The 15,463-nt window shown below is 41.8% G+C and carries 13 protein-coding genes; 10 read left to right on the top strand and 3 right to left on the bottom strand.

Annotation, left to right across the window (positions count from 1 at the left end):
• The first annotated feature begins 182 nt into the window (after positions 1 to 182).
• The 10 genes from IEW67_RS02360 to IEW67_RS02315 all read left to right on the top strand — a co-directional run bounded on the left by IEW67_RS02360 (position 183) and on the right by IEW67_RS02315 (position 11,680).
• Complete coding sequence (locus IEW67_RS02360; RefSeq protein WP_188631450.1) at positions 183 to 605, top strand: hemerythrin domain-containing protein; 423 nt, start codon at positions 183 to 185, stop codon at positions 603 to 605.
• Between the two features lie 29 nt (positions 606 to 634).
• Entirely contained in the window at positions 635 to 958 is a 324-nt protein-coding gene (locus IEW67_RS02355; protein ID WP_188631449.1) for a hypothetical protein, read from the top strand.
• Positions 959 to 983: 25 nt separating this feature from the next.
• Positions 984 to 1,268, top strand: a complete 285-nt coding sequence (locus tag IEW67_RS02350) for a hypothetical protein (protein ID WP_188631448.1) — start codon at positions 984 to 986, stop codon at positions 1,266 to 1,268.
• A complete protein-coding gene (locus IEW67_RS02345; RefSeq protein ID WP_188631447.1) occupies positions 1,258 to 4,941 on the top strand; it encodes a nitrate reductase subunit alpha in 3,684 nt (1,227 codons plus the stop codon). The genes IEW67_RS02350 and IEW67_RS02345 overlap by 11 nt, the downstream gene beginning before the upstream one ends.
• Positions 4,931 to 6,424: a nitrate reductase subunit beta gene (gene narH / locus IEW67_RS02340; protein ID WP_188631446.1), complete on the top strand. Its 1,494-nt coding sequence runs from the start codon at positions 4,931 to 4,933 to the stop codon at positions 6,422 to 6,424. The genes IEW67_RS02345 and narH overlap by 11 nt, the downstream gene beginning before the upstream one ends.
• Positions 6,424 to 7,026: a nitrate reductase molybdenum cofactor assembly chaperone gene (narJ, locus tag IEW67_RS02335; protein ID WP_188631445.1), complete on the top strand. Its 603-nt coding sequence runs from the start codon at positions 6,424 to 6,426 to the stop codon at positions 7,024 to 7,026. Before narH ends, narJ begins: the two co-directional genes overlap by 1 nt.
• 71 nt (positions 7,027 to 7,097) lie before the next feature.
• Complete coding sequence (gene narI, locus IEW67_RS02330) at positions 7,098 to 7,793, top strand: respiratory nitrate reductase subunit gamma (RefSeq protein ID WP_188631444.1); 696 nt, start codon at positions 7,098 to 7,100, stop codon at positions 7,791 to 7,793.
• Between the two features lie 198 nt (positions 7,794 to 7,991).
• Positions 7,992 to 8,636, top strand: a complete 645-nt coding sequence (locus tag IEW67_RS02325; RefSeq protein WP_188631443.1) for a 5-bromo-4-chloroindolyl phosphate hydrolysis family protein — start codon at positions 7,992 to 7,994, stop codon at positions 8,634 to 8,636.
• Positions 8,633 to 9,793 (top strand): toxic anion resistance protein, encoded by a 1,161-nt coding sequence (locus tag IEW67_RS02320; RefSeq protein WP_188631442.1) that lies wholly within the window; start codon positions 8,633 to 8,635, stop codon positions 9,791 to 9,793. The genes IEW67_RS02325 and IEW67_RS02320 overlap by 4 nt, the downstream gene beginning before the upstream one ends.
• A gap of 357 nt (positions 9,794 to 10,150) precedes the next feature.
• Positions 10,151 to 11,680: an FAD-dependent oxidoreductase gene (locus IEW67_RS02315; protein WP_188631441.1), complete on the top strand. Its 1,530-nt coding sequence runs from the start codon at positions 10,151 to 10,153 to the stop codon at positions 11,678 to 11,680.
• A 561-nt stretch (positions 11,681 to 12,241) separates the two neighbouring features.
• Here the strand turns inward: IEW67_RS02315 and IEW67_RS02310 are convergent.
• The 3 genes from IEW67_RS02310 to dsdA form a co-directional block, all read right to left on the bottom strand.
• Complete coding sequence (locus IEW67_RS02310) at positions 12,242 to 12,868, bottom strand: DUF3889 domain-containing protein (protein WP_188631440.1); 627 nt, start codon at positions 12,866 to 12,868, stop codon at positions 12,242 to 12,244.
• A gap of 282 nt (positions 12,869 to 13,150) precedes the next feature.
• Complete coding sequence (cysK, locus tag IEW67_RS02305; RefSeq protein WP_188631439.1) at positions 13,151 to 14,071, bottom strand: cysteine synthase A; 921 nt, start codon at positions 14,069 to 14,071, stop codon at positions 13,151 to 13,153.
• Positions 14,072 to 14,085: 14 nt separating this feature from the next.
• A complete protein-coding gene (gene dsdA, locus IEW67_RS02300; protein WP_188631525.1) occupies positions 14,086 to 15,456 on the bottom strand; it encodes a D-serine ammonia-lyase in 1,371 nt (456 codons plus the stop codon).
• Positions 15,457 to 15,463 lie beyond the last annotated feature (7 nt).

Genomic DNA, 15,463 nt, shown 5'->3' with positions numbered 1-15,463 from the left:
TAGGTTAATCATTTGATTTTTCGACAATACTGTTACTATTATTCTGTGATTGTTGTCACATAAATTCAAATTTTGCTCAATATCAATTGTTCGTCATTCTGATGGATGATATGCTGAAGCCAATAGAAATTGTCTATACTAGGGTTGTTACTTGCAAAACTAATACAGCGAGGTGAATTAAGATGTCCGGTCCTGCGCTTAAACGTGTCGACAGTCATAGTGCCATTCACGAAGCAGCATTGAATGAAGCGATAGAGTTGACGAATATGCTCGACACACTATATCAGGAAAACGAACAAGAAAAGGCATTGGAATTGGCATATGTGCTTATTGAACAATGGGAAACAAGAACACTTGCACACGCTGATGCAGAGGAAAACGGATTATACAAAGATCTGGTTGATGAAGACCCGGAAGTGAAAGACGATATTACTGCATTGACACGGGATCATGATTTATTACGATTAATCGTCGATGAAATTAAAGAAAAGCTTCCGGAAACAGGTCTTAATGATGCGCTCATACAACGTTTTCAATCTTTGATTATCGTCGATGAACTTCATAATAAAAAAGAAATGGAAGTACTGCCTGACCATGATCACTAACGATACATATCAACATGGAGGTGACATGATTGAACTCTGAACAGATATCATCCAAACAGGAACAGCCGATGCGTGTCGTTTTACCGGATCTTTACAAAAAGATCACCGATAAATTAGAAGAAGATTACAACATTCATAAGTATGATATTCAGGCACAAGCTGTGCAAGAATCATCAGGATATGAAGCAATCATTTACTTCGGTGACAGTTATGCACATAAAAACTCACAATACTTTTCAAATGAAGCCATCAAACATAAGAACCCCGAGATAGCTGAGTTTATAGAAAAAGTCGGAAGTGCCTGTAAAGAAGTTATGATTGCCGATTACTTTAAAATGATGAGGCCTAAATAACTTCTAAGCGAAAGGAGTGCTCAGTATGTTTTTATTCGAAGACGAAGCAAATATCGTGGATGACCGCGAAGATTTACTCGCTATCCTGAAAATGCGTTTTGGGGATATCCCTCCCAAAATTGTCGAAGCAATTTATGATATAAACGCTTATGAAACGCTGGAACGCCTGATATTGGTTGCATCCAATGTCCCGAGTCTGAAAATATTCATCGAAGAACTTGAAGAAGGTGAAGGCAGTTTCCGGATTCTCGGAGACCGATTCAATCCCATTGAAGCACAACATGGAGGAGGTGGAATGAGTGGAGAATAAAAATAAACCTTTCGAAAAACTAAAACATATTAAGCCCGGAAAGCGAATTAATGATGAATGGACAGAAGAAAGCCCTCGCCCGCGTGATTCCGAAGATATATACCGCAGAAGATGGCAGCATGATAGAATTGTGCGCTCAACACATGGTGTAAACTGTACAGGTTCATGTAGCTGGAAAATTTATGTAAAAGATGGCATTATCACGTCAGAAACGCAGCAGACAGACTATCCAAGTACCGGGGACGATTTTCCGGAATATGAACCGCGCGGATGTCCGAGGGGAGCAAGCTTTTCCTGGTACACATACAGTCCGATCAGGGTAAAATACCCCTATGTACGCAGTGATTTATATGAATTATGGAAAGAAGAACGCGAAAACAGCTCAAATCCTGTCGAAGCATGGGATAACATCGTGAATGATCCTGTTAAGCGCGAAAAATATGTCAAGGCCCGCGGAAAAGGCGGTTTTGTTCGAGCCAACTGGCAAGATATGTGTGAAATGATCGCCAGTGCCAGTATTCAAACTATTAAGAATTATGGACCTGACCGTATTGCCGGATTTAGTCCAATTCCGGCCATGTCAATGATCAGTTATGCGGCTGGCACTCGTTTTCTGTCACTAATCGGAGGAACTATTTTAAGTTTTTATGATTGGTACGCGGATTTACCACCAGCTTCACCGCAAGTATGGGGGGAACAGACAGACGTACCGGAAAGTGCTGACTGGTATAACTCCAAATACTTTATCATTTGGGGAACCAATCTGCCGCAAACCCGAACACCGGATGCTCATTTTATGGTAGAAGCACGCTATAATGGCACAAAAGTTGTCGGTGTCAGTCCGGACTATGCGGAATATGAAAAATTTGCCGACATTTGGCTGCCGGCAAAAGCAGGAACTGATGCAGCTCTTGCGATGGCCATGACACACGTTATCTTGAAAGAGTTTTATGTTGACAAAGAAACACCCTACTTCAATTCCTATGCGAAAAAATATACAGATCTGCCATATCTTGTGACACTAAATGAACATGATGGCGAATATCGCAGTGACCGATTCCTTCGTGCATCCGATATTAATGATAGCCATGAACTTGGAGAATGGAAAACCCTGGTGTGGAATGCTGAAACAGATCAGATTGAAACCCCAAATGGCAGCATGGGCTTTCGCTGGGATGGCGGAAGAAAGTGGAACTTGCAGCTGGATAAAGAAGACGGCAGTCTGATTGACCCTGAATTAAGTTTTATAAATAAATCCGATGAAACTGTCATGGTAAGTTTTCCTTATTTTGCCGAGAAAGAAGGAAACCTCGTCAGACGTGGTGTACCGGTTAAAACAATTCAGGATGCAAGCGGGAACACGCTCAAATTGACAACAGTCTATGATCTAATGATGGCTCACACAGGTGTCGACCGGGGCCTTCCAGGTGATTATCCGGCTGATTACGACGATCCTAAACCATATACACCTGCGTGGCAGGAATCGATTACAGGTGTAAATAAAACACACGTTATCAAGGTAGCGAAAGAGTTTGCAGATAATGCGGAACGAACAAAAGGTAAATCAATGATTGCCATGGGTGGCGGAACCAACCACTGGTTCCACAGTGACCAAATCTACCGTGCGATCTTGAACCTGGTATTGTTAACAGGCTCACAAGGTGTTAATGGCGGAGGTTGGGCCCATTATGTGGGTCAGGAAAAAGTACGTCCTCAGGAAGGATGGCAGCAGGTCGCCTTTGCCGGCGATTGGCAGAAGCCACCGCGTCATCAAAACGGAACATCCTATTTTTATTTCATGACCGACCAGTTCCGTTATGAAGCTTTGCCGGACGACAACGAAAAAACTGAATGGGGTAGCAAGTACAGTTCTATGCATCCGGCAGATTTGAACGCTTTGTCAGCACGGCTCGGCTGGCTTCCTTCGTACCCGCAGTTTTCTCAGAACTCTATTGACCTTGTGAAAGAAAGCAGAGAACGGGGAGCAAAGAGTGAGCAGGATATTATCGATGACATTGTCAGCCGGATAAAAGATGAAAAAATCGATTGGGCAATCGAAAACCCGGATGATCCGAGAAATTTCCCAAGAGTATTCTTTAACTGGCGATCAAATCTGCTTGGAGACAGTGGTAAAGGACATGAGTTTTTTGTCAGACATCTGGTTGGCGGGGATAATCAGGTAATGGCTGAACCGGAAAACTCATGGCAGCCTGAAACCGTTAAAACCGGAGGGGAAGCACCTACCGGAAAGGCTGATTTACTGGTCAGCGTGGACTTTCGCATGACGAGCTCCGGGCTGTTTTCGGATATTGTATTGCCGGCTGCAACCTGGTATGAAAAAAATGATATCAGCAGTACGGACATGCACCCATTCGTCCATCCCTTCAATGCAGCTATTTCACCGCCATGGGAAGCAAAAAGCGACTGGAACACATTCCGTGAAATTGGCAGGGTATTCTCGGAGCTTGCCGAAAAACATCTGCCGGCAACGGAAGAATTAGTTGCTTCTCCACTTGGACATGATACACCGGGAGAAATTGCACAGTCGCTTGGAAAAGTGAAAGATTGGCGTAAAGGTGAAGTTGACGCAATACCGGGCAAAACAATGCCAAGTATGAAAGTTGTTAAACGCGATTACCCGAATGTTTACCAGAAGATGACCACCATCGGCCCGTTGATTAAGCAAGGCTATGGCGGCAAAGGTATAACTATTCCCGGAGAAGAAGTCTATGATGAGTTGGGTACAAGACTTGGCAAATCACGTCGTGAAGGCATTGGTAAAGGTCATCCGGAATTATATTCTGACGAACAGGCCATTAACGCCATTTTAGCTATGTCCGGTGCCACGAACGGTAAAAGGGCTGTTGCCGGATGGAAATCACTCGAAACCAAAACCGGTCAAAAACTGGAGGATATTGCGAAACCCCGTGCAGAGGAAGACCATACATTAAGGGACTTAAGCATCCAGCCGCGAAATGCCATCTCAACACCTGTATGGAGCGGTCTGGAAAAAGACCACCGCCGTTATTCGCCGTTCACTGTGAACACAGAATACAATATTCCATGGCGGACATTGACAGGACGGCAAAGCTTTTATCTTGATCACGAGATGATGCTTGATTATGGGGAAGGACTCCCGCTGTACCTGCCGCCGCTAAGATCCGGACCATTCCTGAAGAAAGAAGAAGGTGTGGAAGAGAACGAAAACAAATCAATTACGGTCAGATATTTGACCCCGCATCAAAAGTGGGGCATTCACACGATGTTTACCGATACGACCCATATGTCGACACTGTTTAGAGGGTGGCAAACCATTTGGATGAACGAAGATGATGCAGCTTCCATCGACCTTAAGGATAACGATTTTGTAGAAGTTTATAACCGAAATGGTGCGATTGCAGCAAGAGTTGTTGTCACATACAGGATACCAAAAGGGATGGCTTATATGTATCATGCTCAGGACCGTACATTGGGAGTACCCGCCACATCAATCAATAAAAAACGTGGGGGAACCCACAATAGCGTTACAAGGGTGACGCTTAAAGGGACACATATGATAGGTGGCTATTCACAATTGAGTTATGGATTTAATTATTATGGTCCTACCGGTCATCAGCGGGATACAATAGCTGTTATCAGAGCTTTAAAGGAGGTAGATTGGCTTGAAAATTAAAGCACAGGTTGCAATGGTGATGCATTTGGATAAATGTATCGGCTGTCATACATGCTCTGTAACATGTAAAAATACATGGACAAACCGGCCTGGCACGGAATATATGTGGTTTAACAATGTGGAAACCCGACCGGGAACAGGTTATCCGAAACGCTGGGAAGACACCGAGCGCTTCAAAGGTGGATGGACATTAAAAAATGGTAAGTTGCAACTGAAAGCAGGCGGTCCAATTTCCAAGCTGATGAATATTTTTTACAACCCTGACATGGCCACAATGGATGATTATTATGAGCCATGGACTTATAACTACGAAAATCTAATCAACAGTCCTAAAAGTGAAAATTTACCTGTAGCAAGGCCCCAATCCGTCATTACAGGCGAATATATCGACAAACCGGAATGGGGCTCTAACTGGGACGATGACCTGGCAGGGGGAACTGAAGTGGTATCACAGGATCCGACAGTTGAGAAACTGCAGGATCACATCTCGATGGAATATGAGAAAACCTTTATGATGTACCTGCCGCGCATTTGTGAGCATTGCTTGAATCCTTCTTGTGTTGCTTCCTGTCCATCAGGCGCATTGTACAAGCGTGATGAAGACGGCATTGTTTTGGTTGATCAGGAGGCATGCCGGGGATGGCGTTTTTGCATGAGCGGATGTCCATATCACAAAGTATACTACAACTGGAACACACACAAAGCCGAAAAGTGTAATTTCTGTTACCCGCGAACTGAAGCCGGGCTGCCAACAATTTGCTCAGAAACATGTGTCGGCCGAATCCGTTATATTGGTGTCGTGTTATATGATGCAGATAAAGTAAAAGAAGCAGCATCCGTCGAAGATCCGCAAGATCTATATGAATCACAGCTTTCCGTATTTCAGGATCCGTTCGATCCTGAAGTGATCAAAGAAGCAAAGAAAGCAGGCATTAATGAAGAATGGATTGAGAGCGCACAGAAATCACCAATATACAAAATGGCCATGGAATGGAAAATAGCACTTCCGCTGCACCCGGAATATCGCACACTGCCCATGGTCTGGTATGTGCCGCCGCTCAGCCCGATCATGAATCATATCACAAATGAAGATGAGTTAGATACAGACGGTTACATCCCTGCCATCGATCAAATGCGGATCCCTGTGGAATATCTGGCATCCATAATGTCGGCTGATGATACGGAAGTCATCCGAAAGGTACTCCTTAAGCTAACAGCAATGCGGGTACACATGCGTGGAAAAACAGTTGGCGGCATTGATGAATTCAGACAAAGTGAATTATTAAAAGAAGCCAACACAACGCCTGAGGAACTTGAGGATATGGCCCGTTTATTAGGCGTTGCCAAATACAACGATCGTTTCGTTATTCCAACAGGCAGAAGGGAAATGGACGATAATCTTTATTATGAGCAGGGGGCATGCAGTCTAGAAGATTTAGCACCACCTGAAGGTATGGCATCCCTTATCGGAGGGAACAGATAATGGAGAGCCAGGAACGTACGCTACTTGTAATAGGGTCTCGATTGCTGGCATATCCGGCTGATGGTTTCCGCCATGACCTAAATGATATTTACGAGTGCATTGAGGACAATATAACATCTATAGAACTTCACAACAGACTAAAAACCATTGTAACAACCTTCAATCTCTTCATGATTGAAGACCTCAAGAAGCTATATGTATCAACATTCGATCTGAGAGCTAAAAACGGTCTTTATTTGACCGCGCATGAGCTTGGCGACAGCAACAAAAGGGGAGCCGCTCTAATCAGATTACAAAAAATTATAAATCAGGCTGGATATGAAAGAATCGATGAAGATTTGGCTGATTATATTCCAATGCTGTTTGAATTTCTGGCTGTTGCTGAAGAAACTCAGGATTATGAACGGTTAGTGAGGCGTCTTGCAGTTGCTGTCCAGCGAATCATGAACAATCTACCTGATGAAAACCCGTATTTCAACTTTTTATATCTTTTAATGGAGACGGTGTTTCCACAGCCTACCAAACAGGAAATTCAAAAATTGGAATTTGAACGAGAAGAAGCAGATTTGGAAGAGTTGCCGTATCCAATCATGTATGGTTAAGCAAGGAGCCTGTCAGTGATGAAGGTTTGAACCTTCCGCTGGCTTGCCCTTGCCTAAAGGAGGGTTAACGTGTGAGTGATATTTTCTGGTGGGTTATTTTCCCTTATGCTAGCTTAACAATTATGATTCTTGGCTTATTATACCGATTTGCCTTTCGCCAACTGACGTGGGCTGCCCCGTCTACTGAATTCTTTGAAAAAAAATGGCTGCGATTCGGTTCGCCTTTATTTCATTGGGGAATAATTTTTGCTTTTTTTGGTCACATAATGGGCATTGTTATTCCAATGAGTTTTTACGATGCAATAGGAGTGTCGGATGACTTGTACCATATGGGTGCTGTTTATGGTGGTTCGCTGGCGGGCATCGTGATGGTCGCAGGACTGATTATTCTCTTGATCCGTAAGATCGTGTTTGACCCTGTCAGAGTGCATGCCACATTTGCAGATTTCTATTCTGTCATTGCTCTTTTGGTCATCGCAGCTATCGGTACCTATATCACTGTATTCGGTAATTTTACACCCGAAGAATTTGACTACCGTACAGCTATCGGACCGTGGTTCAGAAGTTTATTTATCTTAAATCCGCAGTATGAATTGATGACGAATATACCGTTTATTTTTAAACTGCATACACTGCTTGCTTTCGGTTTGTTTGCATCAATACCATTTACACGGCTTATACATTTCTACAGCATCCCAGTAGCATATACGACCAGAGCACCGCAACAGTATCGTTCAAGAGCACAGTATAAAAAAAGAAGCAGCTAATAGTTGAATCAAAAAGGACCGAAAGCAAAAGATGTTTTCGGTTCTTTTTTAGTTGGAAATAATAGCCATTGACTGCAAAACTGTAAAATGATGCAAAAGCTACTAAAATAGAAATGTGAAACTTTTGGACGTATATGTACGTAATGATAATATAGACTTGACGGTGGCAGCAGAAAGCATTAATGGGAGCTGACAAACATGCGACGACTTTTTAATTTTATATTACAAACAACAATCGGTACTTCAACAGCCATTCTGACAGGCTTGCTATGTTTTTTTGCTTACAATACTGCGTTTTTGATGTCAAGCTTGTATGCTATTATCAGCGGGGGTGCCGGTTATTTGCTGACCAAACTGCTTATGCATTACCGCTTTCTAAGACAAACGGGATTAACTCGGAAAGAGTATAAGTATATTAAGGAAAATCTTATAGAAGCAAACGAAAAAATAAAACGCCTACAGCGAACTTTAAAAAGTGTTCGTAGCTGGAAGCAGGCTAAACAATATATCGAATTACTTGTAACAGTGCGGAAAATATACGCTAACACCAAAAAAGAACCACATCGATTTTATCAGGCGGAACCGTTTTATTATAAACATTTAGACTCGCTTGTAGCCTTAATGGAGAAATATGCATATTTGAAATCACAGCCATCCCGTTCAAAGGAAATGAATAAATCCCTAAAAGAAACACGTCAAACGATTACCGAATTGAACAACATTATCAAAAAGGATCTGCACGTGATGCTCCATAACGATATCAATACACTGCAATTTGAACTGGATGTGGCCAATCAGACATTTAGACAAGCAAAAAAAGACGAAAGTGGGGCATTTAAATGAATAAACAAAACGCTTCAAAACAATCGACTGACATCGACGACTTATCAAGGCATACAAATCCTTTTGGAGAACAGGAAACCCAAAGCGATAATGAAAACGAAAAAAACAATCCAAACGAACTGCTCGATAAACTGCCTGAAGAAAGCCGGCAAAAAGCACTGCAGCTTGCTGATCAGATTGATCACAACAATTATCAATCCATCACCCAATATGGAACCGAGGCACAATCCAAACTACTCGATTTTTCACATTCAATGCTGGAACATGTGCAAAAAAATGAAACAGGTGAAATTGGCGATATACTGGAACATCTGATGAAAAAATTGGATGAGGTCAATCCGGATGAGTTGAAACCGGAGAAACGTGGTATTTTAACACGTATGTTCGGCAAGATATCGAACTCTATAAACGAAATTTTATCCCGATACCAAAAAACCGGTGCACAAATTGACAGGATCAGTGTCAAACTTGATAACTACAAAAATGTACTTACGAAAGACAATGACTTACTGCAGCAGGTATTTGACAAGAACAAAGAATACTTTGATGCACTTAATATCTACATTGCAGCTGGTGAGATGAAACGTAACAAACTGGAAACAGAGCTCATTCCTCAATTAAAGGAAAAGGCGGAACAATCCGGCAACCAGATGGATGTGCAGGAAGTGAATGACACGATGCAATTTGCTGAACGTCTTGACAAACGTATACATGATCTAAAGTTGAGCCGTCAAATCACAACCCAAGCCGCACCACAAATTCGGCTGATCCAAAATACAAATCAAGCTCTGGTCGAAAAAATCCAATCATCTATCTTAACAGCAATACCGCTATGGAAAAATCAAATTGCCATTGCGCTTACCCTTATCCGGCAGCGTCATGCGATGGAGGCCCAGAAGCAAGTTTCCCAAACGACAAATGACCTGCTTTTAAAAAATTCCGAAATGCTCAAAACCAATTCGATCGAAACAGCAAAAGAGAACGAACGTGGGCTTGTGGATATCGAGACGTTAAAACAAACGCAGGAGAGCTTACTGACTACAATAGAAGAAACCATACAGATTCAAACAGATGGAAGAGAGAAACGTTATCAAGCCGAAAAAGAACTGACGGATATGGAAAATGAACTGAAAACTAAATTAATGGAATTAAAATAAAAAAATCGGGTGAACTCCCCGATTTTTTTATTGTCCTCAACCAATTATAACCGCGAATAAATATTCATCAGTGTGTGAAAATAGAAACAAAACGCCCTAGAAGGCTTGGACATAACTAAGATGTACAATACTAAGACAGACGATATCCCGCTTTAGCGGGGGAAATATACGTAGACTCCCGCGGCAGGATAGGCCTCGGTGAGAACCCGCAAATCGGAGTTCGAGGAGGATCACCAGCCGCCCTAAGATACGCGAAGTATATTTCCGAAGCGGTGTATACACTCTAATTAGTTCGGATTTTTTCTTAATAAAACCACTTTTGTCCAAGGCTCCTAGGTACATGAAAGGATGGATGTTATGTCAAACTCTGTAAATATGCCACAATTTCCACAAGCCTTCTGGAGAGATTTTGTTTCACCTCCAGAATTTCCGAATTTGAATGAATCTGTTAAAACAGACACAGCAATTGTTGGAGGTGGAATCACAGGTGTTACAGCAGCTTATTTGCTCTGTAAAGAAGGCATTAACGTCACACTTATCGATGCAGGAAGTCTATTAAATGGGGTAACAGGTCATACTACAGCCAAAATCACTGCACAGCACGGTATGATTTATGATGAATTCATTCAGCACTTTGGAAAAGAGAAAGCATCCTTGTATTATCAGGCATGTATGGAAGCTAAAACGTTCATAGAAGATACTATAAAAACACACCGTATAGACTGTGATTATAGCCAGGAAGATGCGTATATTTTCACAAATTCACAGGAGTATGTGTACCAACTGGAAAAGGAAAAGAAAGCATACGAAGAACTTGATATACCAGGTGAATTAGTAAACAGCATGCCGCTTAATATATCGGTAAAATCTGCCCTGAAAATGGATAATCAAGCCCAGTTTCATCCGCTGAAATATTTAAAAGTCCTAATCGATGAGGCTGTTAAAAATGGTCTGAAAATATATGAAAACACAACAGCAGTGGACATTGAATACAACAAACATCCAACGATTATTACCAGAGATGAACATCGCATTAACTGCAATTATGTTATTCAGGCATCCCATTATCCGTTTTATGACGGACAGGGATTTTATCCGACCAGAATGTATCCGGAACGCTCTTACATTATTGCGGTCAAAACACCGGATAAATTTCCAGGCGGGATGTATATAAACGCCGAATCACCTTCCCGTTCAATCAGATCAACAAGCATGAATGGGGAAGATTTATGGCTGATTGCCGGTGAAAAACATAAGACAGGGCAGGGTGAATCAACAATAAAACATTATGAAGCTCTTCATGATTATGCCGAAAAGCAATTTGGCATATCCGAGTTTGTATATAGATGGTCAGCACAAGACTTAACAACAGTTGACAAGGTCCCATATATTGGTTCGGTTACAAAGAATGAAGAAAATGTTTATGTTGCAACCGGCTATCGCAAATGGGGCATGACAAACGGTACAATTGCTGCAAAAACGATAACCGATCACATTCTGGGTAATGACAATTCCTATAGCAACCTGTTCACACCTTCACGACTTAAGGCTGATCCTTCAGTGCGAAATTTCATCAGTATGAATGCTGATGTTGCGAAACATCTGATTGGCGGGAAGCTTGAGTATACCAACGACACTATTAAAGATCTGAACCCCGATGAGGCGACAGTGACAAGAATAAAAGGTAAGCGTACAGGAGTCTATAAGGATCAAGATAACCAACTGTATGGTGTTGATACAACATGCAAACACCTTGGTTGCGAGGTTAACTGGAATTCAGGTGATCGAACCTGGGACTGCCCATGTCATGGGTCACGTTATTCTTATACCGGTGAAGTAATTGAAGGACCGGCAAAGGAACCATTGAACAAAGTAGAATTGGAATAAATAAAAGCAGCCAAGATATTGGCTGCTTTTATTTATTCTGTCCAAAATTAAGCTTTACTCAATAATAGAGAAAGAACGAATGTCCGACTAATCCCTAAATAATGTTTTGCAGCATATTTTTCGCTTTTTTGTCTCACTATCAATAGTATACTTTATAATGAGACAAAACAAAAACTTCTTACGTACAACTTCTGATAATATATGTTATGTAAACTAGAATAAAACTTAAAGCGGAGCTAAATTTCAAATTTTAGATGTTACTCTGGTTCTCCCGGCCCGGTTCATAGCTTTGAAAACCCTGCATTCGCCTCGTCTTATAGCGAATGCCGAAGCGTTTCTTATAAGGTCATCCATCATTTATACTTTCTGACGTTATAAAAAAGTCTAGCTTGCATCTCTATTCAAGTCTTAAGATGTTTCCTGGTAACCACCACCCTTGACCTTGTTTGTGTCCATGGTAGTGTTCTTGTGGCGGATGGAAAAAATCAGCCTTTTAGGGCTTATTCCGCACACCCGGCGTACCATGGACAATTTATAGCAAATGACGTTATTAAAATATAATTATACTTCGTTTACATTAACTGAATTAATCCGGTTATTATTTGGATTATAAACCACACTCGTGTGTACTGTGATTGTCTCCTGACCGGATTTAAGGATGAATTCATATGTTTCCTTGGTTCGCGATGCGGATTCTGCTGTTTTACCCACATAGCTGTAGCCCGTTACATTATAGTTCGGATAAGTTGCTTGTGTTATTTCACGCAAATATCTACCCCACTGCTGCTGCCCAATCTGTCCAACAGGTAAAATAAGGATATCGATCATACCCTGCTGGGGATTGGCGCCCAATATTTCAAAAACCCGACGATGCACATTGAGTCGATTATTCGGGTAGCCGGGCACCTGATCAACAATTTCCACTAAAATGGATCTTCCGGTGACAGGGTAACTAATTTGTAATGTCTGGCCGCATTGATACGGGGAATCCTCACCTACAGCCGTAGTCATATACAGATTATCCGACCACGGAATACCACATTTGGTTAACTGTCCGCCTTCTGTCCATGTGGCTGTACCACTGATTTGCTGCTGTCGACTATTGTATGCCGCAACATGCTGCGGCATATCACTTGGATAAAAAGCATATGGATACATGTGTTGAAAATATGAATTTGTCGGATACATGGTCCTCCTCCTGTCTAAATCAAACTTCTTCAATACAGTATGCATCACTGGAAAAAACCGTGACAGATGCCTTAAAATACTGTTCTTAGACAGGTTTATACAAAAATAGAATGATCAGTAAGAGGAAATATGGGAGGCAGTGACATGAAGCAGCTTGATTGGCAAATGATTCTTTTCATAGGTGGATATCTCATACAGGATTGCTGGCTTTACTGGGGGCTGCCAAGGATATATTACTGCGAATCAAATCCAGAACGCTAAAATTGAGCAGCATGATGCTGCTCAATCGTCAAAAAGATTCATACTTAAGTATCGTTCTCCTGTATCAGGCGCCATGCATAATACTTTTTTTCCTTTTCCAAGCCGTTTAGCTGTTTTTAAAGCTGCAAAAACAGCTGCTGCACCTGATAAGCCAATGAAAATCCCCTCTTTACGCGGAAGTGTTTTGAACATACTAACAGCATCTTCATCAACAACCTGGAAAATATCATCATAAACGGACGTATTTAAAATCTCCGGTACAAATCCCGGACTTGTGCCAACTAACTTATGTGAACCTGGTTTGCCACCCGATAATACGGGGGAACCTTTTGGCTCGGCAACAGCAATATGCAAATCAGGTATCTTTTGCTTTAATATTTCACCTGTTCCGGTAATGGTTCCACCCGTCCCAGCAGTCGCCACAAATGCGTCAAGTTCACCATCCATCTGTTCATAAATTTCCAGGGCTGTTGTCTTGCGATGGATATCGGGATTAGCCTGATTTTCAAATTGCTGCGGAATAAAACTATTGGGTATTTCCCTGTTCAATTCTTTAGCTTTTTTAATGGCTCCGGGCATTTTTTCTTCACTCGGGGTTAGTACCACTTCTGCTCCAAAGGCTTTCAAAATATTACGGCGTTCCTGTGTACTGTTATCAGGCATAACCATAATGGCCCTGTACCCTTTTGCTGCGGCATTCATTGCCAAACCTATACCAGTGTTGCCACTAGTCGGTTCAATAATGGCCGCGCCGGCTTTGATAAGCCCTTTGTCTTCTGCCATTTTAATCATGTTATAGGCAGCCCGGTCTTTAACACTTTTGGTTGGATTTAACGATTCCAGTTTTAAAAATATATCAGCTGCATTATCCGGTACAATACGATGAAGCTTTACAACCGGGGTCTCTCCGATCAGCTCTGTTATGTTCTGTGCCACGTTCATATCAAACAGCCTTCCTATATTAGACGTTTCCCTTTATTATAAAATATTTCCATATCTTTTTCAGGTACAAGCGATCCACCGGTCGCCCATGCAATATGAGTAGCATTGCTGAGCTCAATAGCATGTTCTCTGACATATGGTTCTATCTGTCTGTGACCTGTTATACCTGCTGTTGCTGATGGTTCCAGGTAAATTTTTTCAGTGTCTGCAAGCATGGCCAGCAGCCGGTACAATTCTTTGTCTTCTATCGTATAAATCCCGCTCACTAATTGATCACTGATTGCTGTTGCGAAACGGGAGGGTCTTCCGACAGCCAACCCATCCGCTTCTGTTCGGTTATCGATACCAAAATCTTGTACGCTGACGCGATCCATCTCCCTGGTAGCAAGGCCAATAAGAACGGAAGGCGAATGAGTCGGTTCAGCAAAAAAACAATGAACATGATCGCCGAAAACCTGTTTCAACCCAAAGGTAATGCCGCCTGGTGATCCGCCTACACCACAAGGAAGATAAACAAATAACGGATGATCTGCATCAACGGTAATGTTTTCCCGATACAGCTGTTCTTTCAGCCTCAGAGCAGCAACACTGTAGCCTAAAAATAAATTTTCAGAGTCTTCATCATCTACAAAATAACCTTTAGGATCCGCCATCGTTTGTTCGCGGCCTGCAGATATCGCTTCACTGAAATCACCTTGAAATTCCAATACGTGTGCACCTTTTTTACGCAACAGATCTTTTTTCCATTGTTTCGCATCAACTGACATATATACCGAAACATTGAAACCAAGTTTTGCACTGATAACACCGATGCTTAGCCCCAAATTACCGGTTGATCCAACACCTATTGAATACTGACTAAAAAAAGATTTGAACGATTTACTTGAAAACTTCATGTAATCATCGTTTTTCTGCACCAATCCAGCCTCCAATGCCAAATTTTCGGCATGCTGCAGAACTTCATAAATGCCGCCTCTGGCTTTGATGGATCCGGCAATCGGTAATGCATGATCACACTTCAGATACAAGGCCCCTTCCATGTCAGAAAAATATTTTTCTTTCATATGATCGATCCGTTTAAGGGGGGATTCAATCATTCCTTTTGTATCAGCTGTTTCGGGAAATTCATTTTCTAAAAAGGGTGCGAAGCGCTGCCAAAGCAGTTCAGCTTTTTTTATATCCTCACCTTCTAATGGAAGTGATGCGATCTCGTTCATATTTTTTAATTTGGGATTTAACCAAAGGACAGGATTCAAATTCATGATATCCTTCATTATCGGGATCTGATGTTGCCAGTCATTAAGTGCCTGCTGGTTATAAACGATTATAAACACCTTCTTTTTTGATTCATTTCTAATATTATTCCCTTCACAGCAGCTTATCATGTCACCA

The sequence above is a fragment of the Lentibacillus kapialis genome, from assembly GCF_014646635.1.
GTDB classification, from domain to species: Bacteria; Bacillota; Bacilli; order Bacillales; family Amphibacillaceae; genus Lentibacillus; species Lentibacillus kapialis.
This window is presented reverse-complemented; position numbering and strand designations above follow the sequence as displayed.